This is a genomic window from Serratia sp. BIGb0234, assembly GCF_024809915.1.
In the GTDB taxonomy this organism is placed as follows: Bacteria; Pseudomonadota; Gammaproteobacteria; order Enterobacterales; family Enterobacteriaceae; genus Serratia; species Serratia liquefaciens.
In genome coordinates, this window is sequence record NZ_JANUEI010000002.1 from 502,168 (window position 1) to 524,739 (window position 22,572).

Here is a 22,572-nt window from a genome sequence, read left to right on the forward strand (position 1 = left end):
CACATGGTCGAGCACAAACACCGGCAAGAAAGCAGCATCGCCCCCCTGCGGGCACCCCCGGTCTACCTCAGCACGGAGACGCCAGAATGAGCCAACAGCCGTTAACCGCCATGCTGATGTTGATTTACGTGCTGCTGATGGTTCCGGCACTGTTCGCCATCGATAGTCGTCTGAGCGCCACCCGCTGGGGCCACAGTCGCCTGATGCGCAAGACGCTGCAAACCGGGTTTATCATTGTCCTGACGCTGCTGTTTTTTAGCCTTATGACGCTGCTGTATTGAGTTGAGCCGGCACTAATTCGCCGCAACTGGCAGTGTGCCCTCCTGCTTGACTACCGCGACCTTACCGCTAAGGGCAAAGGCTGAAATCAACGTGAACAGCAACGCAATGCAGCCGAGGATCAGGTAAGAGGTTTTGAAACCGTAATTGACGTACATCAGGCCTGCCGCATAGGACATACCGATGGCCGAGAGCTGCTTGAAGAAGCAAAAGCCCCACAGGTATATCGACGCCGAAAGGTTAACGTTAAACTGGGTGGTGATGTATTTGAAAATGCCCACCAACAGGAACGGCACCTCAAACATATGCAGGGTTTTGAGAATAATGACCGCGGTGACCGAATCCGCCTGCGATGAACCAATAATCCGCACCGACATAATCACCCCAGCTATCAACAGCGCGTTCTTGCCGCCAATGCGATTAATGATCAACGGCGCAAAGAACATGATGAAAGCGTTAAGAAACTCGCCCAGCGTCGTTACATAACCAAACGCCTGCGTTCCTGCATGTCGGTCGCTGAAAAACGACGTAAAGAAGTTGGCGAACTGCTGATCAAAGACGTCATACACGCAGGCCACGCCCACGATATACATCACCAGACACCAGAATTTGCGCATTTTCAGCAGGTTCAACGCCGCCTTTAACTTGATGGGTTTGTGGTTTAACGCCAAGCCGTCCGCCACCGCCAGCGTGCTGCTCTGATCGGGTTTAAACAAATACAGCAAACCGGCCAGGATCAGCGCAAAGCTGGAGGCCAACCAAAACGCGAACTGGTTGTTGATGGTAAACATATAGCCGACGATCGAGGCGCATATGGCCCAGCCGATACAGCCGAACAACCGGGCGCGCCCATACTCGAACTGACTGCGTCGGCTCACTTTTTCGATATAAGCTTCAATGGCCGGTGAACCGCCGCTGCACACCAGCCCCAGGTAAACCCCGCACAGCAAGGCCCCCCAAACAAAATGGCTTTGCAGCAGCGGCGAAAACACATAAATAAACAGCGGCGCCAGAAACAGCAGCAGGAAGATGATCATCCACAGCAGATGTTTCTTCAGGCCAAATTTGTCGGTGACGAAACCGAAAATCGGCTGAAACACCAGGGCAAACAGCGCCATGCAGGCAAACACCAACCCGGTTTGCTGCTGGTCAAGCTGGTTGACGTCATGCAGCCAGATAGGAAAGAACGGCAGCACCGCCCCCATGATGAAAAAGTAGAAAAAACAGAAGGCCCCAAAGATCCAAAAATTCTTGTTTCTCAAATAAAACATGGCTCACCACCCTATTTTTGATGGCGCAGGAAGCCCCGCGCCTTGTGCGTTTTGAGGAGGAGATACGGTTAAATTCGACGATCAGTGATAGGCAGGGAGCCAACTGCCGTGAGCCTCAATCAGCTCGTCGCACAGCTTACGTATATCATCAATGGAAAGCTCGGCGGAGGTATGTGGGTCCAACAGCGCCGCATGGTAAATCGCGTCGCGTTTGCCGGTCACCGCCGCTTCAATGGTCAATAGCTGGGTATTGATATTGGTGCGGTTCAGCGCCGCCAGTTGCTCGGGTAAATGGCCAACGTAACAAGGGCTGATCCCCTGCCCATCCACCAGACAAGGCACTTCTACGCAGGCCTCTGCCGGCAAGTTGGTGATGAGACCGGTGTTGAGCACGTTGCCGCCAATCTTGTACGGCCGGTCGGTCTCCATCGCTTCGATAATGTACGAGGCATATTCGTGGGTACGGGAATGCGTCAGGTTAGCGTCGTGGGTCAACGCCAGCTTGCGTTGCTGCCACTGGTCGATTTGCTCGATACAACGGCGCGGATACTCGTCGAGAGGAATATTGAAGCGCTCAATCAGCTCCGGGTAATGACGTTTAATCCAATACGGCATGTATTCGGCATTATGCTCGGAAGATTCAGTGACGTAATAACCAAAGGTTTTCATGATTTCATGGCGTACCATGTCGTCATGCTTGCCCTGCAGCGCGTTGGCGCGACGTTTGATTTCCGGGTACAGATCCTCGCCGTGACGGCGAACGTCCAGCAGCCAGGCCATGTGGTTGATGCCGGCAATGTGAAACTGTACGTCGTCGGTAGGCATATCGACGCTTTTCAGCAAGGTCTCCGCACACACCTGAACGCTGTGACATAACCCCACCGTTTTCACCCCGGTATGGCGCAGCATGGCTCCGGTTAAGGCCGCCATTGGGTTGGTGTAGTTCAGCAACCAGGCATCCGGACAGACCGCCTCAATGTCCCGGGCAAAGTCAAACAGCACCGGAATGGTACGCAGCGCGCGGAAGATGCCGCCGATGCCCAGGGTATCGGCAATGGTCTGCTGCAGGCCGTACTTTCTGGCGATGGTGAAATCGGTGATGGTGCAGGGATCGTAGCCGCCGACCTGAATGGCATTTACCACGTAATTAGCGTTTTTCAGTGCCGCCCGGCGGTTTTCTACCCCGAGATAAGGGGTGATCTTCGCCCTGCCCGCATTAATATTGCGGTTGATATTGCTCAGCATGGCGAAAGATTCATTGAGACGAGCGCTGTCAATGTCGTACAGCGCAATATCCACCTCTTTCAGGGCTGGCGTTGCCATGATGTCGCCGAGAACGTTCTTGGCGAAAATGGTGCTGCCTGCTCCCATAAAAGTCACTTTAATCATCGTATTTCTCCGCTGCTGTGGTTTTCGATAAGCTGAAACTACGCGGCAACGCATTCGCAATATAGGGATAAATGTGACCTTGTTATGGCGAAAAATGACGCAGCATGAAAACTGTGAGCCAGGTCTGGATCTGAAGATCGCCCCACCGCCGTGCCACGACTACACTGCTACAGTAAGCGAAAACACAGGGGCCATGACTGATGCATAAGAGTTTTACTCTGAGTCGTACCGACAATATCGAGCTGAACCTGTACCAGTATGGCGAGGAGAACTGTGACAAGGGGCACAGCTTTGGACCGGCGGTACGCCAACACTATTTATTTCATTATGTGATAAGCGGTACCGGAGTACTGAGCAGCGAATATGGCTCTTTTCCGGTGGTGGCCGGAGAAGGTTTTTTGATCCACCCGCACGACGTGACTACCTACCGCGCCGACTCTAAAGATCCCTGGCATTATATGTGGCTGGAAGTCGACGGGCTGGTGGCCGGCAAGATTTTTGAAGAGTGCCGCCTGAGCCGCCAGTTGCCGATTTATCGTCCCCGCCAGAACGAAGACGCCCCTCTGGCGCTGCGCTATCTGCGGCAACTCATTAGCCATGGTGATGAACATCGGTTAAAAACGCTGGGCCTGAGCTATCTGTTTTTTTCTTCGCTGATTGATAACGCTTTGCAAAGCATCGCCGAGCCGCCAAGCGACAAGGCGCAGCATCTGCGCAAGGCGGTAAAACTCATTGAAAACCGCTACCATGAACCCCTCACCATTGAACGCCTGGCCGCCTACTGCAACATCAACCGCAGTTACCTGTGTCGGCTGTTTAAAGGCACTTACGGCATTGGGCCAAAGGAATATCTGCTGAACTTCCGCATGAACATCGCCGCCAGCCTGCTGTGCAATAGCCAGACGTCAATCAAGGTGGTGGGAATTTCGGTGGGGTATGAAAACCAACTGCACTTCTCCAAGGCCTTTAAACAGGTCCACGGCCTCTCGCCGGCCAAATGGCGTCTGGAGAATAGTCAGGCATCATCGGTGCCGGGCGAAGTAACAGCGAACGCCTGATCCTTACTCGCCGCTTTTCTCTGCGCGGATATTTTCCGCCAGCGAGTTCGATTTTATGCGCGGGTATTTCCACAGCCACCGTCCGCTGACCATACGCCAGTAGAACAAGACACCGCGTACCGCCCAATCCATAAACATCCCCAGCCAGACGCCAACCACGCCCATGCCCAGCATGATGCCCAGCGTATAACCGGCAACCACGCGGCAACCCCACATGCCCAGCATCGACACCCACATCGCAAAACGGGCGTCGCGCGCGCCCTTCAAACCGGCGGGCAACACCCATGACGCCGCCCAGATAGGCATAAAGGCGGCATTGAGCCAGAGCAACACCTTTACCACCTCCTTCACGTCGTCTTGTTGGGTATAAAACGAGGCGAATACCCCCGCCAGGGGCGCCGTGCCCCAGGCAATCACCGTCAGCCCTATCGTTGCCAGCCAGAAAATGTGGCGCAATTGGCGCTCCGCCTGAGCTATTTGCCCTTTGCCCAGCCGTTTTCCCACAATAATGGTCGATGCCGACCCCAGAGCGTTGCCCGGAAGGTTAATCAACGACGCGACAGAAAAAGCGATGAAATTGCCGGCGATAACGTTGGTGCCCATGCCGGCAACAAACATTTGGGTCAATAACTTGCCGCCGTTGAACAACACCGATTCGATGCTGGCAGGAATACCTATCCCCAGCACTTCCCACAGGATGGTCAGCTTCAACGGGGTAAAGTAACTTTTCAGCGTGATGTGCAGCGCCGGATTAAAGCCGATCATCAGGACATAAACGATCGCGAGGGCGCCAATATAGCGGGAAATGGTTAACCCCAGCCCGGCCCCGACAAACCCCAGCCCGTGCCAGCCCAGCATGCCGTAAATCAGTATGCTGCTGATGATGATATTCAGAATATTCATGCCGCCGTTGATCAACAGCGGGATTTTGGTGTTGCCTGCACCGCGCAACGCCCCGCTGCCAATCAACGCAATGGCGGCGGCCGGGTAGCTCCACACCGTGGTTTGCAGATAAGACAGCGCCAACGCCTTTACCTCCGGCGTGGCGGCACCGGCGATCACATCAATAATCTGTTCGCCCGCCAAATGAATGCCGATCGCCAAGGCAAAGGCCACCAGGGTCATTAGCACCAGCGACTGGCGTGCAGCCGCTCGCGCTCTTTTTCTGTCCCGCTTGCCGAGGCTAAAAGCCACCACCACCGTGGTGCCCAGATCCACCGCGGCGAAGAACGAGATGATTACCATGTTGAAGCTGTCCGCCAGCCCCACCCCGGCCATCGCCTCTTTGCCGATCCAGCTCACCAAAAAGGTGCTCAGCACCCCCATCAGCAAGACGCAGGCGTTCTCCATAAAGATCGGCACCGCCAGCGGCGTGATCTCACGCCAAAACAGCACGCGATAGCTTTTGCGTTTAGGATACCAGGGCGTATTTTCCACGCGCTGGCGCAGGGCGGCGTATAAGTTCAAGATCGGCTCATGAGATAAAAGTGAAACAACATTTCAAATAATGAGCGACAGAACGTTATCCTGCAAAGAATATTTTGCTTCCTTGATGAAGGCAGCCGAAAGCTGGCGTTTCTTCCGGAAAACCCGGGTGCCCCGAGGGTATTAATCAGCCCAACAAGACCACCAGCCAAAGCATTATCGTCATCACCACCGCAACCAACTGCGCAGCACCGCCCAAATCCTTGGCCCGCTTGGATAAGGGATGTATCTCCAGAGAAATGCGATCGACAACGCTCTCAATGGCAGTATTAAGCAACTCAACAACCAGTAAAATGAAGCTGCTGGCAATCAATAACATCCTTTCTACTTTTGTAATATCTAAAGTAAATGTAACAACCAGTAATATTACGTTAATCACCAGCAATTGACGGAAAGCATCTTCGGTAAAAACGGCATCAACAAGGCCCGCCAGTGAGTTTTTTATGCTACTTATTAAGCGATTTATTCCTTTTTTCTTTTCAAAGGACATGCATCTTACTCTTATAAAAACCGGGTGATTTTTAATACCAATCAATAACGCACAGTAACTTATAACGAAATTGGTTAATGAAATTAAATAATCACCCGTGTGACATTGTTTTTCCGGCAACGTTGAATCGCCAACAACCAAAAGGCAATTTTGGCCATAGGTATTCTCTGAGCGCAGTGCGTTTTACATCCTGTGAAGGGCCGATAAAATCAGCGTCTTGCCGAGGGGTTAGAGTTGTTTTTCATATAAGCGATAACGCTTGTAAGGCACCGCGCCAATTCGCTCCAGGATGGTGCGCATGCCGGTATTCGACTCTAATATCCAGGACATCTCCAGCGCATCAATACCGCGTTTCTCGAAGGGGTCATGTAACGCTTCGATCAGCAATAGTGCAATAATCGGCCCTATTCGGCTGAATTGATATTCCTGGCGAACGCCCATCAGCGGCACCCTCGCGGTACGCACCCCGCTCACTTTCAAACGCCACAACAGCTTCGCCCAGCCAAAGGGAAATAAACTGCCGTTGAGATCGGCAATTGCCTCGTTGATATTGGGCAAACCGACGATGAAAGCGCAGGGTACTGAATCGACCTCGGCAATATAAATCATGTCATCAGGCACCAGGAACTTCAGCTGATCGCCCATGGTGGCAAACTCATGCTCGGTGAAAGGCACAAATCCCCAGTTATCCTGCCAACCGGAATTGAAAATTTCGCGCAGCACCTGCATTTCCTCGCTAAACCTTTTGCGATTGAGGCGGCGCAGGGTCACTTTTTTACGCACCTGACTCATCATTTTGGCCAGGGAAGGCGAAAAATGCAGGTCCGTGCGCTTCATCCAATAAGCCAACAAATCTATGCCCTGCGTATATCCCTGGCGCTCCAGATTGGCTGCGTAGTAGGGTTTGGCATGCGTCATCAGCGCCGACGGCGGCGTATCAAACCCTTCGACCAACAGGCCACTTTCCTGATTGATATTAAGACTGAAGGGACCGGTGATTTTTAATGCGCCCTTAGACCTCAGCCAAGCTTCTGCCGCGGCAAATAACGCGCTAAAAACCGCCGGATCCTCGATGGCATCGATCATGCCAAAGTGACCGGTATCCTCGCCGTAGCGTTCGCGGTGCAAAGCGTCAATTTGAGCGGTTATCCGCCCGACCACCTTGCCCTCTTTTTTGGCTACCCATGCCTGCCATTCTATATGGTCAGTCCCAGGATTCTTCTTAGAGAGATGTTCTTCGCGCTCTAAATACAAAGGGTCAATCCAATTAGGATCGTCACGAAACAGGGAGGAAGGAAAAGCGATAAATGCCTTAAGATCACGCTTATCGAGGACTTGCTCAATATGAATCATAAATAACCTTACAATTTAGTGACATGCTCAAAAAAAGAACGTTATAACGCCAGTGATATTTTCTGAAATGAGATCCGCTCTCGGTTATGACTTATCGCTTTAAGAGATAAGAAAAATCAATTAATACCTATTATCCTGCAGGATGTTACCCGAGCAGAGTTTCCACTGACACGTGCTGTTCTTTATCAAAAGTGATGCCAGACAGAGGCGTGAGTGATCTGAGCAAATTATGCTTTTTATTATTTCGTGCTATTTCCAGCAAAGAAAAACCAATCGTTTTTTAGTTTACTAATTCTGGTCTGGAGACGCATTGGCATATTTTAACATTAAATGCTTTTTCTATCCCTGGGGTTAAATGAGGCTTTCACTTTTGTCCGTCTTCCGGATACTGTTTAGGATATGTTTAAGTACGGAGATAGCCATGCGCAAGATCAGATCATATGAATCGCCGATTATTGCCTTCCGGAAATGTGTCGATAACAGGCACCCGGTCAAGGCTGTCGGGCAAAGGATGGAGATATCAGGAGCTGGCTGTGACAGCACCTATATCCGCCGTTCTTCTGTCATGGTCCTCACGTGAAAAAGACCAGGTAATATCCACGGCTAATCCCTCGCCTTTAGTTCTAAGTAGACATGCTGGTTATTAATTCCAGGGTGATCTGTTTGTGGAATGAAAGAAAATGATTGAATAACAAATATATTCAAAACATTTTCATTGTAAAAACATTAACTCTCTCGCCAATAGTCGTTTATCTCTTTTGGTGATTTTTACTCTATGGCTAATTTGTATATGTCTGAAACAAGCTCCACTCATTCTCTTCCAATGCGTTATGCAGATTTCCCCACTCTGGTGGAGGCACTAGATTATGCAGCGCAGGGCAGTACAGGAATGAACTTTTACGATCGTCGTAATCAGCTCGTGGCCGTACTGGAATATCGCACGCTGAAACAGCGCGCGATAGTGGGTGCGCGGCGCCTGTTATCCCTGAACCTCAATAAAGGCGATCGGGTTGCACTTATCGCGGAAACCAGCGCGGGTTTCGTCGAGGCTTTTTTTGCCTGCCAATATGCCGGTTTGGTTGCCGTGCCCCTGGCCATTCCTATGGGGGTCGGGCAACGGGACTCTTATACCATCAAGCTTCAGGGCCTGATCAACAGCTGTAAACCTGCCGCCATTATCAGCAGCGAAGAATGGGTACCGCTGATCAGCTCTGCGACCCTGGATGCACCGCCAACCCATATTCTCAGCGACGCAGATTTTAACGCTCTGCCTGAGCGGGATGTGGAGCTGCAGGCACCGTCGCCCAACGATATTGCCTATCTCCAATACACGTCGGGCAGCACTCGCTTTCCACGCGGGGTGATCATTACCCAGCGTGCGGTGATGTCTAACCTGCGCGTGATTAGCCATGATGGGATCAAACTGCGCGCGGGCGATCGCTGCGTTTCCTGGCTGCCCTTCTATCACGATATGGGCCTGGTCGGTTTCCTGCTTACCCCAGTGGCGACTCAGCTGTCCGTCGACTATTTGCGTACGCAAGATTTTGCCATGCGTCCAATGCAATGGTTAAAACTGATCGCCAAAAATCGCGGCACCGTGTCCGTCGCTCCGCCGTTTGGCTACGATTTATGCCTGCGCTACAGCAACAACAAAGAGATCACCGAGTTGGATCTCTCCAGTTGGCGCGTGGCTGGCGTAGGGGCTGAACCTATTCCGTCAGATTTACTCTCTCAGTTCGCTGAGCACTTCGGCCATCTTAACTTTGACCGCAAGGCGTTGATGCCCTGCTATGGTTTGGCCGAGAACACCCTGGCGGTCAGTTTCTATGACGAAGCTTCCGGTGCGCCCATCAACCAGGTCGACCGCGACATTTTGGAATACGAAGGTAAGGCGGTAGCACCCGGCAAAAAAACGCGGGTCACATCGACCTTTGTCAATTGCGGCAAGCCACTGCCCGGTCACCGTATCGAAATTCGCAGCGAAACCGGGCTCCCGCTGCCTGAGCGGCAGGTCGGCCGTATTTGTATCTCCGGCCCCAGCCTGATGAATGGCTATTTCCGCGACGATGCGTCTCAACAGCAAATCCAGACAAGCGGCTGGATGGATACCGGTGACCTAGGCTATCTGCTGGACGGCTACCTGTACGTCACCGGCCGCAAGAAAGATTTGATCATCATTCGTGGTCGTAACATTTGGCCGCAGGATATTGAATATGTTGCGGAATCCGAGCCGGAAATCCGCTCTGGCGACGCCATTGCCTTCGTGACCGAAGAGCACGGTGACGGCGCCAGAATTATTCTGCAAATCCAGTGCCGGGTCAGCTCTGAAGATCGTCGGGAGCAAATCGTCCACACGCTGAGCGCCCGAATTCAAAGCGAGTTCGGCATTGCGGTGGATATTGAGCTGTTGCCGCCCCACAGCATTCCCCGCACCTCTTCGGGGAAACCTGCCCGTGCGGAGGCCAAGAAGCGCTGGCTGACCACCTCCATCTGCCCGCCGATGCAGCAACTGGCAGGCTTTGCACAATGACAGGCACCGTGGCAGTCACTGGCGTAACCGGCTTTATTGGCCGGCATATCGTTCAGAATCTGCTTTCCCGTGGTTTTACCGTGCGCGCCCTCACCCGGCGTGCAGGTCAAATCGCCCCCCCTAACCTGACCTGGATCCAGGGGGAGCTGGAGGATCAGGACTCGCTCATCGAGCTGGTTCGCGGAGCTGAATTCGTGGTGCATTGTGCGGGCCAGGTGCGGGGAGGCACGGAAGAAACCTTCACCCGGTGTAATGTCAGCGGCAGCCAACACCTGATGCAGGCGGCCAGACAAAGCGGCAGCTGCAAGCGCTTCCTGTTTATCTCTTCTCTTGCCGCTCGCCATCCGGAGCTGTCCTGGTATGCCAATTCAAAACACGTTGCTGAACAACGGCTAACCGCTATGGCTGCGGATATTTCACTGGGCATTTTTCGCCCCACCGCGGTTTACGGGCCCGGCGATAAAGAGCTTAAGCCGATATTCAGCTGGCTTCTGCGCGGCGTGCTTCCACGGCTGGGCGCAGCGGAAGCAAAGCTGACGTTCCTTCACGTGAGCGATTTAGCCGAAGCCGTAAGCCAGTGGCTATTGGCCCCTGTCCCGCAGACGCAAACGTATGAACTTTGCGACGGGGTTGCCGGCGGTTATAGCTGGCAGCGATTACGGGAAATAGGGACCACCGTACGCAATGGCCCGGTGAGGCTGGTGGGGATCCCGCTGCCCCTGCTGAAAATTTTGGCCGATGGCAGCATGTTGCTGAGCCGGTTGACCAACAAAGAACCGATGCTGACCCACAACAAAATACGGGAATTAACCTATCCGGACTGGTCTGCAAACAATCGAAGCCTGTCCGAAGATACTCATTGGGTCCCCAAGGTCAGTTTGAAGCGCGCACTGCGTGAAGGTTTATTTTAATTATCTAAATTAGAGGTTTGCCAAAAATTTTTATGCGAAATCGCGACGCTGTTATGAATTATATTCTGACTTGCCTGCAAGGTCTGGTCGAAGGCGGATTAGAAATCAAACCTGATAGCGATCTCGTCAACGATCTTGGCCTGGAGTCCATCAGAGTCCTGGATCTGCTGATGATGTTAGAAGACGAATTCGATATTTCTATTCCTATCAATATATTGCTTGATGTCAGAACGCCAGAGCAGCTGCTTGACGCTCTACTCCCTCGCCTGGAGAAAACCAATGGGTCTTTATGATAAATTTTCGCGGCTTACCCAGGATCGTAAGCAATTCCAGGCCGATGGCCTGAACCCCTTTGGCACCTGTATCGATGAGGTTTACTCGGCAACCGAAGGGCGCATTGGCAATCAGAAAATTGTTCTGGCGGGGACCAATAACTACCTGGGCCTGACCTTCGATGCGCAGGCTATTGCCGAGGGTCAGGCGGCATTAGCCGCTCAGGGCACCGGCACAACCGGCTCACGCATGGCGAACGGCAGCTATGGCTCTCACTTGCAGTTGGAGCAAGAGCTGATGGAGTTCTTTGATCGCCCCACCGCCATCGTCTTTTCCACCGGCTATACCGCGAACCTGGCGGTCATCAGTACTCTGGCCACCCCCGGCTCGGTCGTGCTGATCGACGCGGACAGCCACGCCAGTATTTATGATGCCTGCGCCCTGGGCGGCGCTGAAATCATTCGCTTCCGCCACAACGATGCCAAAGATCTGGAACGTCGCATGGTGCGCCTTGGCGAACGGGCCCGAGACGCGATCATCATCGTCGAAGGCATTTACAGCATGCTGGGCGACGTTGCTCCGCTGGTTGAAATCGTCGACATCAAACAGCGGCTCGGCGGTTATTTGCTGGTAGACGAAGCGCATTCATTCGGCGTGATGGGGGCTCACGGGCGCGGTCTGGCTGAAGAGCTGGGCGTTGAGCAAGATGTTGATATTATTCTGGGCACGTTCAGTAAAAGCCTGGCCTCTATCGGTGGCTTTGCCGTGGGCGGCAAAGATATGGAAGTGCTGCGCTACAGCAGCCGTCCTTATATTTTTACCGCTTCGCCTTCGCCATCCAGTATCGCTTCGGTGCGCGCTTCTTTGAAAAAGATCGCGCAACATCCTGAACTGCGGGAAAAACTCTGGAGCAACGCGCATCGGCTCTATCAGGGACTGGCCAAGCTGGGCTACGAGCTGGGGCCACGCATCAGCCCGGTGGTGCCGGTGATGATTGGCTCGAAAGAAGAGGGTTTGCAATTCTGGCGCGACCTGATCGCCAAAGGTGTTTATGTCAATCTGGTGTTACCTCCGGCAGCACCGGCCGGCATAACGCTGCTGCGATGCAGCGTTAACGCCGCGCACAGTGATGAAGAGATTGATAAGATCATTGGGGCTTTTGCCGCGCTAAAAAAATAATGACGTCCCGCTGCTCATAAAACTCATGGGCAGTGTTCCCATCGAAAACACTCTTCACCTTGCCTGCCAGTGCCGAAAAAGTTATCGGCACTGGAATCAAACTTTCTGACTGCGAGAACTGAAATAATCAGTGGGTCGCTACCGATTCGCCTTCGACTACAAAGCTATATCCCTGCGCTTGCATAAATTCCGCGACGGCTTTTTCAGCGGCGGATAACACTTCATCGAGCGGTTTATTGGCATCGACATCCGCAATTTCCGCACCTTCAAAAGTGAGCAGTGGCGTAACGGCAATCTTTTTGGCTAACGCTTCTTTGCGATGATCGGGTTTACGTGCGCAAGCGACGTCCAGATCCACATTCAACTTGATCACCAGGTCTGGCTTATTATCCGCCATCCATTGAAAAGCTTTGCGTTCGCGCCCCGCCAACCATCTGACAAAATGGCTGCCTTGAGTATTTTCGGGAAATACGGTGCCATCGTAGGCGCCGGGGATTTGTACCTGCGGGAAACGGTCGGTTAATACGATCAGACCTTGTCGACGAAAAGCCAACATCCGGCGAAAACGCAGCAGCCGACGCAAAACGAAAGTGATGATGACCAAACCCGGCAACAGCCCCACCCTGGATTTTTTGGATTTCACTTTTTTAGTGTTGCGTTCGATGGCCTTGCCAACAGAATTTCCCATCAGCGGGAGTTGCGAAACCGCACGCCCGACATTTCCTGCCTGCTTACCCAGATGCACCTTCACTGCAGGACCGTATTTTTTCACATACTCAATGAGATATTCACAAACGGTAGACTTACCCGAGCCATCGCTGCCAATTACCGCAATAAGCGGCGGGAATTTTGAATTCATAATAAGATTCTCTTCTAAGACACCTGTAAAAATGTACCATTTCGAAAACAAAAAGTCGCTTAATGACGTTATCAAAGCCATGGGGAATAAATATTGCCACCCCCAGACCAAAGCACACAAAAGATTAAGAAAACAATGAAGAAACCTGTTCCATTACCCGGTGCGGCAACGCCTAATTAGCATTAAGAGCTATAAGAACAATCCCAGCTGTGGTTAGCACAAAAAAACAAGACGGACTCACCAAAACATAATCACAAATAATAAAGAAATTTGAATAGCACTGAGATAATACTCAATAAATATCTTGAACCCAAGGCTGGTTATAATACAATAGTTTCTTTGAGTTGGACCAATTATTGTGAGTCAACAGACAATGCCCATTGCTAATCATCCCCCCGTGCGCGTAATTGCAATAACGGGTTGTGATGGCTCGGGAAAATCGACCTTGGCTGCCAGTCTGGTCAATCATCTCTCATCGCAAGAACCGACAGAATTACTTTATCTCGGCCAGTCTTCGGGACGTATTGGGGAATGGATCAGCAACTTGCCGATTATTGGCGCACCCTTCGGTCGTTATTTACTGGCGAAGTCCGATCGCGTTCATGAACATCCTTCAACGCCGCCGGGTAATCTGACCACGCTGGTGATCTTTTTGTTGTCATATTGGCGCGTTTATAAGTTTCGCCGCATGCTGGCAAAAAGCCGCAGAGGACAATTACTGGTCACCGATCGCTATCCGCAAGCGGAAGTGGCGGGTTTTCGTTTCGATGGGCCGCAGCTGGCAAAAACGGATGGCGGTAATCGCTGGGTACGCTGGTTGAGAAAACATGAGCAAAGGCTGTATCAGTGGATGGCATCATATCCGCCTTTCTTATTGATTCGTCTGGATATTGATGAAGAAACCGCATTCTCGCGCAAACCCGATCATAAACTTTCTGCGCTGCGCGAAAAGATTGCCGTCATTCCGCATCTTACTTTTAACGGCGCGAACATACTGGATTTAGATGGGCGAGAGCCGGCGGGTAAAATTCTTGATGAATCGCTGCGTGCCATTCGAACCTCCCTGGCGACACCCAAGGTTTAGTCTGCCGATAACTTATTAATACTGAAAAAAATGCAAACAGATAAATCAAATACCGCCAGCGATGCTTCATCGACCGTGATTACCGGCCTGATTGCGGTCGTGGGCAGTGACGGTACGGGGAAATCCACGCTTACCGCCGATTTGGTCAAAAACCTGCAAAAATACCGGGCAACGGAACGGCGTTATTTAGGGCTGATCTCCGGTGAAGATGGCGACAAAATTAAGCGCCTGCCGGTTATTGGTGTCTGGCTTGAACGCCGCCTGGCCGCGAAGTCCGACAAGACTCAGCGCATGAGCAATAAACCGCCGGCACTCTGGGCAGCCCTGATTATGTATGGTTTTTCAGTGTGGCGTGCGGCTAATTTACGCAAAGTACAGCGTCTGGCAGAGAGCGGCGTGCTGGTGATTAGCGACCGTTTTCCGCAGGCCGAGATTTCCGGTTTTTATTATGACGGGCCGGGCATTGGCGTAGAGCGGGCAAAAGGCTGGTTAATGACTCGCTTAGCCGCACGCGAAAAACGTTTATATCAATCAATGGCCTTATGCCGCCCCGAACTTATCATTCGCCTCGATATTGATGTCGATACCGCCTTTTCACGTAAGCCCGATCACAGCTACGAAGAACTGAAGGACAAAATCTCTGCCATGGTTCGGCTGCAATATAATGGTTCCAGAATTATAGAGTTGGATGCTAAAGCGCCTTACGATGAAGTACTGGAAAAAGCGCTGAATGCAATATCCTCCGTCGCAATGATCCCTTCGCGTCCCCAGGCTTATCTCGGATAGCGAATTCATTCATCTACAGACATGTCGATAATATCGTTCACTATTAAGATTCAGGGGTAAACAACGCTAATGTTTATTACCAAAAAATCAGGAAAACGCACTTTTTGATCATGTTTTAAAATGAATGCCAGTACCGGAAGGATGACTAAACAGCATTGAATGGTAAAATTTTATCAGCCTGGAAAAGTATTATCGGAGAGATTTTCATGATTATATTTCAGGTGTGAAAGTTTTACCCGAGCCTGTCGCTCGCAATGTAAAATAGGGATTGAGCCGCTATCAATCCTGGTGAGAGTGTCGCCAAGCAAAACGGGCGATTCTTTACTTTTCACTCCATGAACGGATACATATCTCTGAGTTTCGTCGTACCGGATATGTATGCAAGGCCAGCTTATGTCCGCTGAGCTATTGATAACCTGAAGTGGTCAGTATGGCTGGTTTTACCATGAAGCATTGGTTTTCCGATGGCGCTTTTCGTTCCATCTTACGTAACGCCGCTTATTTAGGTTCCGGCAGTGTAGCCAGCGCCCTGCTCGGGCTGCTTGCGCTTTCTTGCGCCGGCAAAGGCATGTCGCCTGAAATGTTTGGTGTTCTGGTTGTTATTCAAGCCTATACCAAAGCAGTCAGCGACTTTATCAAGTTTCAGACGTGGCAATTCGTTGTCCAATTTGGGACTCCGGCGCTGGAACGCCAAAACATTCAACGCTTTCGTGACGTCATTTCATTTTCGTTCGGTCTGGATATTGCCAGCGGCACCATTGCGGTACTGGGCGGCATGTTGCTGCTCCCTTTCCTTTCGCACGCCTTAGGGTTGGATACCGAAAGTTTCTGGCTCGCGATCCTTTACTGCACCTTAATCCCATCGATGACGTCGTCCACCCCTACGGGAATTTTACGCGCGTTTGATCGCTTCGACCTGATTGCCGTTCAGCAGGCCATCAAGCCCTTCCTGCAGGCCGTCGGCAGCGTGCTGTCCTATTATTTTGATTGGGGATTTCCAGGGTTCATCGTCACATGGTATGCCTCCAACTTGATCGGCGGCACGCTATTTTGGTGGTTCGCCGCGCGTGAACTGCACCGCAGAGATATTCATAACGCATTGAAACCACGCCTATTCAAAACCGCACGTCGTATCGAAGGCGCCTGGAATTTCGTCTGGACCACCAATTTTGCCCATACTATTTGGGCTACCCGTAACTCGTGCAGCACGGTGTTAGTCGGCGTCGTTTTGGGGCCGGCCGCCGCCGGGCTGTTCAAAATCGCGATGACCTTCTTTGACGCCACGGGGACCCCGGCCAAGCTGCTGGAAAAAAGCTTCTACCCTGAGATCATGCGTCTGGATCCCCGAACCAGCAAACCCTGGATGCTGGGCCTCAGATCGGCGTTGTTGGCTGGAGGCATAGGTCTCGCCGTGGCGCTGCTGGTCATCGTCGTAGGTAAGCCATTAATTTCCTTTGTGTTCGGTCAGCAGTATTTGCAAGCCTATGATCTAATCCAAATCATGCTGGGCGCCATTATCGTTTCCATGCTGGGCTTCCCGCAGGAATCCTTATTGTTCATGGCGGGCAAACAGCGGGCCTTCTTGATTGTGCAGACTTTTTCTGCGGTCGCCTATATAGCGCTGCTGGTGGGCATGTCTCATCTGTTTGGTGTGCAGGGTGCGGCCTTCGCTTATCTGGCAGGCCAATGTTTGGACGTTTTATTGACGCTCATACCGACGATAGGCGCTTACCGTAATCGCTATTTACTGGGATTCAATGTATCCAGAGAGAGTAATCAATGATGAATAGCAGCAACGGGAAAAAATTCTCTGCTGAAACTACGCAGTTACTGTTTATTGCCGTAGAGACGGATGACATTGTTGATGCAAATATCAGTTTGCCACAACATATTGATTTGCAATGTTCCTATGAGAGCATTCAGGATAATTACGCCCTGTGCCTGCAATTTTGGGAGGACGGTTTCACCCGACGAGAACTCCTGGGCTTAGTAAATGATTTTCTTAAGGATTCAGACTTACCCGCCGCGACGCGCATGCGCTACAAATACATTCGTGCGCGCTATAAACATTTACGCTTTGCCCAGCGTCTTTACAGCAAAAAGCACAGTGCCGGCCGCCTTTTTCACACCACCACCGTGGTGCTCGGCCATTTTCAGGACGCGTTTCGCAATGGCAACCAACAGAACCTGAAATTCTACGGCAATCTTCTCCGGCTGCTGCTCAGCAGGCCGGTCTGGTCGCTGGTGAATTATGCTTTGCGGCATATTCAGTTAGAAACCGAGAGTGACTTTATTGCCTACCGGCAGGAACAAATGCGCGCGCTCCAGGAGCTCATTGTCAACCCAGAGCTCACGGGAAAGCAGTTCCACGACGTGCGGAAAATCGTCAGCCAGCAAGTCTCTTTTTATGACACGCTGAGGTCGATAGATCCAGGTAACCGCGAGGCTCTGCAGATCTCCAGATTCCTGGCCGCGATTAACGGGCTAATGGGAGATCGCCACGATGTGATGGTGGCGGACAAGCTGGCGGGGGGGAAATCCTATGACGAACCCACAATGCTGGATGTCGATATCCGCCAACGCCTGGAGTTACTTCTCGAGCGCTATCCTATGTAACTGTTACTGGGGGGGAATTACCGCTCCCCCAGCCGCAGCCATTGATAAATTAGGGTTATTTTCATGATGCTACGCAGGTTACTGCCCTTGTCACTGCTGCTGTTGCCGCTGATGGCATCCGCGCATAATTTTGTTCAGGGTAAGCCTGTCGTACCGGTTGTCATCGCCGATCGGGGTGAGTTGCTGCTTGAAAATGACACTTTCAGCTATAAGAAATGGGACAGTGCAGAATTGGCAGGCAAAGTGCGGGTGATCCAGTGCATCGCCGGCCGCACCTCGGCCAAAAAGAAGAACTCGATGCTGATTACCGCCGTCAAAGAGGCGAACTTTCCAAACGACCGTTTTCAGCCCACCACCATCGTCAATACTGACGATGCGATCCCCGGTACCGGTTTTTTCGTCCGCGGCAAAATTGAGAAAAACAAAAGGCATTATCCCTGGGCGCAATTTATCGTCGATAGCGATGGGCTGGTACGTCAAGCCTGGCATCTGCCAGAAGAGAGCTCAACCATTTTGGTGCTGGATAAACAAGGCCGCGTCCAATGGGCAAAAGACGGTGCTCTGACCCCTGATGAGGTTAACCAGGTCATCGCCCTGCTGCAAAAGCTGATTAACCATGATCAATCATGATGAAACACGGGCTGAAAGCCGGTCTTCTTCCGCAAAACATGCGTTTGATAATAAGGGACGTCTATAAATTATGGTGTTGATTGAGCGCTATATCATGGTTGAAATCCGCCGATTGGTGATGATCATCGTGGGTTTTCTGATTTTCATGTTTGCCAGTTATTCGGCCCAGCGCTATCTCACCGAGGCCGCCAACGGCACACTGGCGCTGCACATCGTATTCGACGTTGTCTGCTATAAAATATTGATTGCCCTGGAGATGCTGCTGCCGGTAGGCCTCTATGTTTCCGTCGCGGTGGCGCTGGGGCAGCTCTACAGCGATTCCGAAATCACCGCCATTCACGCCTCAGGCGCCAGCCCGTGGCGGCTGTACAAAGCGGTGTTGGTACTCGCCATTCCGCTGGCCCTGTTTGTCACCCTGCTGTCCCTGTATGGCAGACCCTGGGCGTACGGCAACATTTATCAGTTGGAACGCCAGTCGCAATCGGTGCTGGATGTCAGCCATCTGCAGGCGAACAAGTTTAACGTTAATGGCAGCGGCCGAATGATCATGGCCTCACGCATTGACCCGGCCTCAAATCACCTGACGGATGCATTGATTTATTCACGTTCGGCCAATAATACCAGCCTCTATCGGGCTCATTCCGTCGAGGTCATAGATCCTTCGCCTTCAAGCCCCTCCGTGATACTGAAAACGGGCACGGCCTATGTGCTGGAGCGCAAAGGTACCGACGACAACATGCAGAATTACAATAACTTCAAGATATCACTGAAGCCCTTTATCGAAAGCCTGGAAGTGAAGCGTAAATCAGCCTCGCTGGGGGAACTGTCGCGCTCATCGGATCCCGCGGACCGGGCAGAATTACAATGGCGGGAAAGCCGCGGCGTCACCACTTTGCTGATGGTGTTATTGGCGATCCCCTTTAGCCGCATCAAACCCCGTCAGGGGCGTTATGCCACCTTGCTGCCCCTGACCGTGCTGTTTACCGCCATTTTTTATGGCGGGAATATCTGTCGGACATTGGTCGCTAACGGGACCCTCCCCACCACGCCGGGCGTCTGGCTGGTGCCGATACTCATGCTGGCTGGGATGCTGATCCTGATTGCGCGCGATTTTTCCCTGCTGCGGAAGCCCTTGCGATGAACATCTTCAGCCGTTATTTGATCCGTAATCTTTTTATCGGCTTTGCCGCCGCGGCCGGATTGTTAATCCCGTTGTTTACCACCTTCAATCTGATCAATGAACTCGAGGACGTCACCCCTAACGGCTACCATTGGAACCAGGCATTACTGGTAGTGTTGATGACATTGCCCCGAAGCCTGGTGGATCTGGGGCCTTTTATCGCGCTGCTTGGCGGTATCATCGGGCTGGGCCAAATGTCGAAAAGCCTGGAATTAACGGCAATCCGCACCGCCGGTTTTTCAATTTTCCGCATTGCTCTGGTAACGCTCTACGCCGGCCTGTTTATCAACCTGTCGTTAGGCGCACTCGATGAATGGGTCGCTTCCCCTCTGCAACAACACGCATTGCAGCTTAAAGACGGCGCCCTGGCAAAAACCGGCAATGCCACAGATGCGGGTAACGCCCTGTGGGCCCGAAAGGGCAATGAATTTGTTACCGTGAAATCTCTGGACGAGCATAGCCAACCCGTCGGGATTGAGATATTCCGCTACCAAGACGACCTCACGCTGGAGTCTTATGTGTATGCGGAGACGGCCATCACGGCCGATAACGGACAGTGGACGCTGCATAAAGTTATGCAGAAAAAATGGGACAACAAAAAAGAGAGCGTACAAACCCAGGATACTTTGCTCTGGCAATCCCTTTTTGCCGGAATGAACCTCAAAGGGCTGACCTTGCCTGCCGACAGCTTCTCCATCAAACAGCTGAAACAGTACATCACCTACCTGCAAAGTTCGCAGCAACCCAGCACCGAGTACCGGATCGCGTTATGGCAAAAATTGGGCCGCCCCCTGTTGGTCCTGGCGATGATTTTATTGGCCATCCCCTTCACCTTCAGTATTCCTCGCGCACCCGGGCTAGGCAGCCGTTTAGCCGTAGGGGTGATCGTGGGGTTGCTGACCTACATTATCTACCAGATTATCCTCAACCTCGGGCTGCTGTTTTCGCTCAATGTTCCACTCACGACGCTGGCCCCACCGCTGTTGTTGCTGCTGATAGCTTTAGCCTTGGTTTACCGCTTCGATAAACACCACTAGGGCCTGTCCCCCAGCCCACCCTGAAGGTGGCGAGGGACAGGATTCAACCAAAGACAGAATCAGAATCGATACAGGGCATTCAGGTAAAAGCCTGCGCCGACGCTGTTATCGGTCAACGGGCTGCGGCGTGCCCCTGCGGTCAGGGCATAGAGCTTCATCCCGCCCTGCAACGCCAGGTGAGGCTGCAGTTGCCAGGTCAGACCGGTTTTGAGCGTCACATCCCGCATGCCCCCACCGGTGTGATACTCACGAAAATCGGTACGTGCCGCCTGTTCGCCTGTCACCCCGAAGTGAGCCATCATGTCGTCCTTATCACCCCAGGTGCCGTATAGCGCGGAGTCCAGCGTCAGCGCAGAAGACAGCGGCAATGCGCTGGAGGCCCCCGCTTCAAGATACGCCGTGTGCCCCAGATCCTCGCCACCGTATTCACGGCTGCGGGTCGCTTGCCAGCCGCGAACAAACAATCGACTGGCGGAGAGCCCCCAGTAGGCTTCCGCCCCCACCATCGCTGAGTTGTCCAGATCCCCCATCCCCTTCAGGTAGCTGTTGTGGCCCCCCAGGGTACGGATTTTTTCCTTGCGGCCAGGATCATAACCCACCAACAGCGCTACGCCGAACGTCGGCAGGTTCGGCAGATCCCACCGCAGTCCTTCAGGAAATGCAGCCGTAAACGTGCCCCAGTTCTCCGTCGGCATCACGGCTTTCGCCACCAGTGAAGGGAAAACCGCGTAACGCGAGGAGCCTTCATACAGCGGGCTAACCACCACCCCGGCCCCCAACGCAAAGGTAGGGATCGCCTCGCTTGCAGCCGAATGTGGCGCAACAGAGGTACTGACCGCCTGCTCCACCGGCGCAGCTGCCTTTGCACACAGCGGTAGCGCAGCCATCAACCAAAAAGCATGGACCCGCTTTCTTTTGCTAATTGCCATAATGTCATTCTTCCTTAAATACTCGTCTGTTTCGCGGTCAGGTCGCCCTTTATTCCGGCAAGCGAAAATAAGCGCCGAACACGCCGCATCCGGTTATTGTTTTAAATATGGAAAATTAAAATCCGAGTTTACCCAACCCCATTAATAATGGTTTTCACCTTGCTAGCAGTTTCTTAAATAGCCCCTCTTATTCTCTGCCTGTAAATAGAAGCCAGCCCAAAAGCCACTAAACATGTGAAAGTGGCTTGCAAAACAATTCAATGATAAACAATTACTCAAGCTGTTAATTTAAAATCACAACGTAATTCACGCTGCCAGTGGCACAATGATATTATTTTTAAATTAAGGTTTTTTATTCCACTCTCTGAGCAGTATTAATTATTTTTGGCGGCACGCAGGCTGACAAGCCTTCAGAGAGATCGTTATATTTCCCCTGTTAAAATCTGCCGCTCACCCCCAATATTGGCCCCTGCTGCACCACGTCATACACGAAGCCGTCATGACGATAGTCGACCCCCATCGCCCGGTAACCGGCCACCGCAGAGAAACCCGACATAAATTCCCACCCCACCAATCCTGCCACATCCCAGTCCAATCGGGACTGCCCGCCCCCGGCCAATCCCCAGGCCGACAGCCAGACTGTCGGCGTCAGCGCATAGTGCCCGCGCAATCCCGCGACCGCATCTATCCAGGTCGCTCGATCGCTACCCGATATCCCGCCGGCATCTCCCCCCTGGAAAGTTAACCGGGTGCTGCTGTACCAGACCCTGGCACCGCCCGCAGCATCAAGGCGACCACCGCCTTTTTCCAGCAGGGTATATCCCCCGCCCAGGAACCCGGACACCGTCCTGTTATCCACTTTCAGGCGATCTGCCGGCGCGCCATCGGGTAAATCGTTACGGGTCGTGGTATCGATGTACATCAAGTCCACCAGCAGGCTGTAACGCCCTTTACGCGCCTCCCCCATGCCCATCACCGCCACATCGAGATCGCGGGCGATGTCGGAGAAATCCGTTTTCATAAACTGCGTTCCGGTCGAGCGGTGGCCGATATCTCCCCGGATCCCTGCGGCCCATACATAAGGCGCGAATGTGAACTGCCATTCGTCCGCCGCCTGATAGCCCGCAGATAACGCTTGAACCGCCTCTGCCGGGAAGCTGATAACGCCAGAAACTAATAACGCAGCGGGCAGGAAGCGTCCGGCACACCTGTGTGATCGATTGTCACCGTTCA

21 protein-coding genes are annotated in these 22,572 nt (G+C 52.5%); 13 read left to right on the forward strand and 8 right to left on the reverse strand.

The features are described from left to right. Positions 1–86: 86 nt before the first annotated feature. Positions 87–281, forward strand: a complete 195-nt coding sequence (locus M2407_RS09415; RefSeq protein WP_044552266.1) for a hypothetical protein — start codon at positions 87–89, stop codon at positions 279–281. Between the two features lie 12 nt (positions 282–293). Here the strand turns inward: M2407_RS09415 and M2407_RS09420 are convergent, their stop codons facing one another. Both M2407_RS09420 and M2407_RS09425 read right to left on the reverse strand, forming a co-directional pair. Then, positions 294–1,550 carry an MFS transporter gene (locus M2407_RS09420; RefSeq protein WP_116690215.1) on the reverse strand — a complete coding sequence of 419 codons (1,257 nt, stop codon included), beginning with the start codon at positions 1,548–1,550 and terminating at the stop codon, positions 294–296. Positions 1,551–1,631: 81 nt separating this feature from the next. Then, complete coding sequence (locus M2407_RS09425; RefSeq protein ID WP_020827625.1) at positions 1,632–2,939, reverse strand: alpha-glucosidase/alpha-galactosidase; 1,308 nt, start codon at positions 2,937–2,939, stop codon at positions 1,632–1,634. Positions 2,940–3,139: 200 nt separating this feature from the next. Between M2407_RS09425 and M2407_RS09430 the strand changes: the two genes are divergently transcribed. Then, positions 3,140–3,997: an AraC family transcriptional regulator gene (locus M2407_RS09430; protein WP_020827626.1), complete on the forward strand. Its 858-nt coding sequence runs from the start codon at positions 3,140–3,142 to the stop codon at positions 3,995–3,997. 3 nt (positions 3,998–4,000) lie between these two features. Here the strand turns inward: M2407_RS09430 and M2407_RS09435 are convergent, their stop codons facing one another. The 3 genes from M2407_RS09435 to M2407_RS09445 form a co-directional block, all read right to left on the reverse strand. Further along, entirely contained in the window at positions 4,001–5,464 is a 1,464-nt protein-coding gene (locus M2407_RS09435; protein WP_046373189.1) for an EmmdR/YeeO family multidrug/toxin efflux MATE transporter, read from the reverse strand. 145 nt (positions 5,465–5,609) lie between these two features. After that, on the reverse strand, positions 5,610–5,972 hold the full coding sequence (locus M2407_RS09440; protein WP_020827628.1) for a diacylglycerol kinase: 363 nt from the start codon (positions 5,970–5,972) through the stop codon (positions 5,610–5,612). Positions 5,973–6,200: 228 nt separating this feature from the next. Further along, complete coding sequence (locus M2407_RS09445) at positions 6,201–7,325, reverse strand: hypothetical protein (RefSeq protein WP_044552281.1); 1,125 nt, start codon at positions 7,323–7,325, stop codon at positions 6,201–6,203. Between the two features lie 790 nt (positions 7,326–8,115). Here M2407_RS09445 and M2407_RS09450 point away from each other — a divergent pair. Genes M2407_RS09450 through spt form a run of 4 tightly spaced genes read left to right on the forward strand, consistent with a single transcriptional unit; the run spans position 8,116 to position 12,218 of the window. Beyond that, positions 8,116–9,855: a fatty acyl-AMP ligase gene (locus M2407_RS09450; RefSeq protein ID WP_185959386.1), complete on the forward strand. Its 1,740-nt coding sequence runs from the start codon at positions 8,116–8,118 to the stop codon at positions 9,853–9,855. Beyond that, entirely contained in the window at positions 9,852–10,766 is a 915-nt protein-coding gene (locus M2407_RS09455; RefSeq protein WP_201896247.1) for an NAD(P)-dependent oxidoreductase, read from the forward strand. Before M2407_RS09450 ends, M2407_RS09455 begins: the two co-directional genes overlap by 4 nt. A 32-nt stretch (positions 10,767–10,798) precedes the next feature. Then, a complete protein-coding gene (locus M2407_RS09460) occupies positions 10,799–11,059 on the forward strand; it encodes an acyl carrier protein (protein WP_020827632.1) in 261 nt (86 codons plus the stop codon). After that, complete coding sequence (spt, locus tag M2407_RS09465) at positions 11,046–12,218, forward strand: serine palmitoyltransferase (RefSeq protein WP_201896246.1); 1,173 nt, start codon at positions 11,046–11,048, stop codon at positions 12,216–12,218. The genes M2407_RS09460 and spt overlap by 14 nt, the downstream gene beginning before the upstream one ends. Positions 12,219–12,345: 127 nt before the next feature. On the opposite strand, the gene M2407_RS09470 is transcribed toward spt, so the two are convergent. Continuing rightward, complete coding sequence (locus M2407_RS09470) at positions 12,346–13,077, reverse strand: ATP-binding protein (RefSeq protein WP_020827634.1); 732 nt, start codon at positions 13,075–13,077, stop codon at positions 12,346–12,348. A gap of 373 nt (positions 13,078–13,450) precedes the next feature. Here M2407_RS09470 and M2407_RS09475 point away from each other — a divergent pair, with 373 nt between their 5' ends. The 7 genes from M2407_RS09475 to lptG all read left to right on the forward strand — a co-directional run bounded on the left by M2407_RS09475 (position 13,451) and on the right by lptG (position 20,410). Next, positions 13,451–14,161 carry a hypothetical protein gene (locus M2407_RS09475; protein ID WP_232807852.1) on the forward strand — a complete coding sequence of 237 codons (711 nt, stop codon included), beginning with the start codon at positions 13,451–13,453 and terminating at the stop codon, positions 14,159–14,161. A gap of 30 nt (positions 14,162–14,191) precedes the next feature. Then, positions 14,192–14,947, forward strand: a complete 756-nt coding sequence (locus M2407_RS09480) for a hypothetical protein (RefSeq protein WP_259217769.1) — start codon at positions 14,192–14,194, stop codon at positions 14,945–14,947. Positions 14,948–15,392: 445 nt separating this feature from the next. Continuing rightward, positions 15,393–16,730 (forward strand): lipopolysaccharide biosynthesis protein, encoded by a 1,338-nt coding sequence (locus tag M2407_RS09485; protein WP_041415487.1) that lies wholly within the window; start codon positions 15,393–15,395, stop codon positions 16,728–16,730. Then, on the forward strand, positions 16,727–17,563 hold the full coding sequence (locus M2407_RS09490) for a hypothetical protein (RefSeq protein WP_082144857.1): 837 nt from the start codon (positions 16,727–16,729) through the stop codon (positions 17,561–17,563). Before M2407_RS09485 ends, M2407_RS09490 begins: the two co-directional genes overlap by 4 nt. A gap of 63 nt (positions 17,564–17,626) precedes the next feature. Continuing rightward, positions 17,627–18,193: a YtfJ family protein gene (locus M2407_RS09495; RefSeq protein ID WP_041414735.1), complete on the forward strand. Its 567-nt coding sequence runs from the start codon at positions 17,627–17,629 to the stop codon at positions 18,191–18,193. Positions 18,194–18,263: 70 nt separating this feature from the next. Beyond that, positions 18,264–19,334, forward strand: a complete 1,071-nt coding sequence (gene lptF / locus M2407_RS09500; protein ID WP_020827640.1) for an LPS export ABC transporter permease LptF — start codon at positions 18,264–18,266, stop codon at positions 19,332–19,334. Then, positions 19,331–20,410, forward strand: coding sequence for an LPS export ABC transporter permease LptG (lptG, locus tag M2407_RS09505; RefSeq protein WP_259217773.1), 1,080 nt, complete (start codon positions 19,331–19,333; stop codon positions 20,408–20,410). Before lptF ends, lptG begins: the two co-directional genes overlap by 4 nt. A gap of 59 nt (positions 20,411–20,469) precedes the next feature. Here lptG and M2407_RS09510 read toward each other — a convergent pair whose 3' ends face one another. Together M2407_RS09510 and M2407_RS09515 are read right to left on the reverse strand one after the other, a co-directional pair. Continuing rightward, complete coding sequence (locus tag M2407_RS09510) at positions 20,470–21,339, reverse strand: MipA/OmpV family protein (protein WP_259217775.1); 870 nt, start codon at positions 21,337–21,339, stop codon at positions 20,470–20,472. Positions 21,340–21,775: 436 nt separating this feature from the next. Further along, complete coding sequence (locus M2407_RS09515) at positions 21,776–22,360, reverse strand: hypothetical protein (protein ID WP_230090324.1); 585 nt, start codon at positions 22,358–22,360, stop codon at positions 21,776–21,778. Positions 22,361–22,572 lie beyond the last annotated feature (212 nt).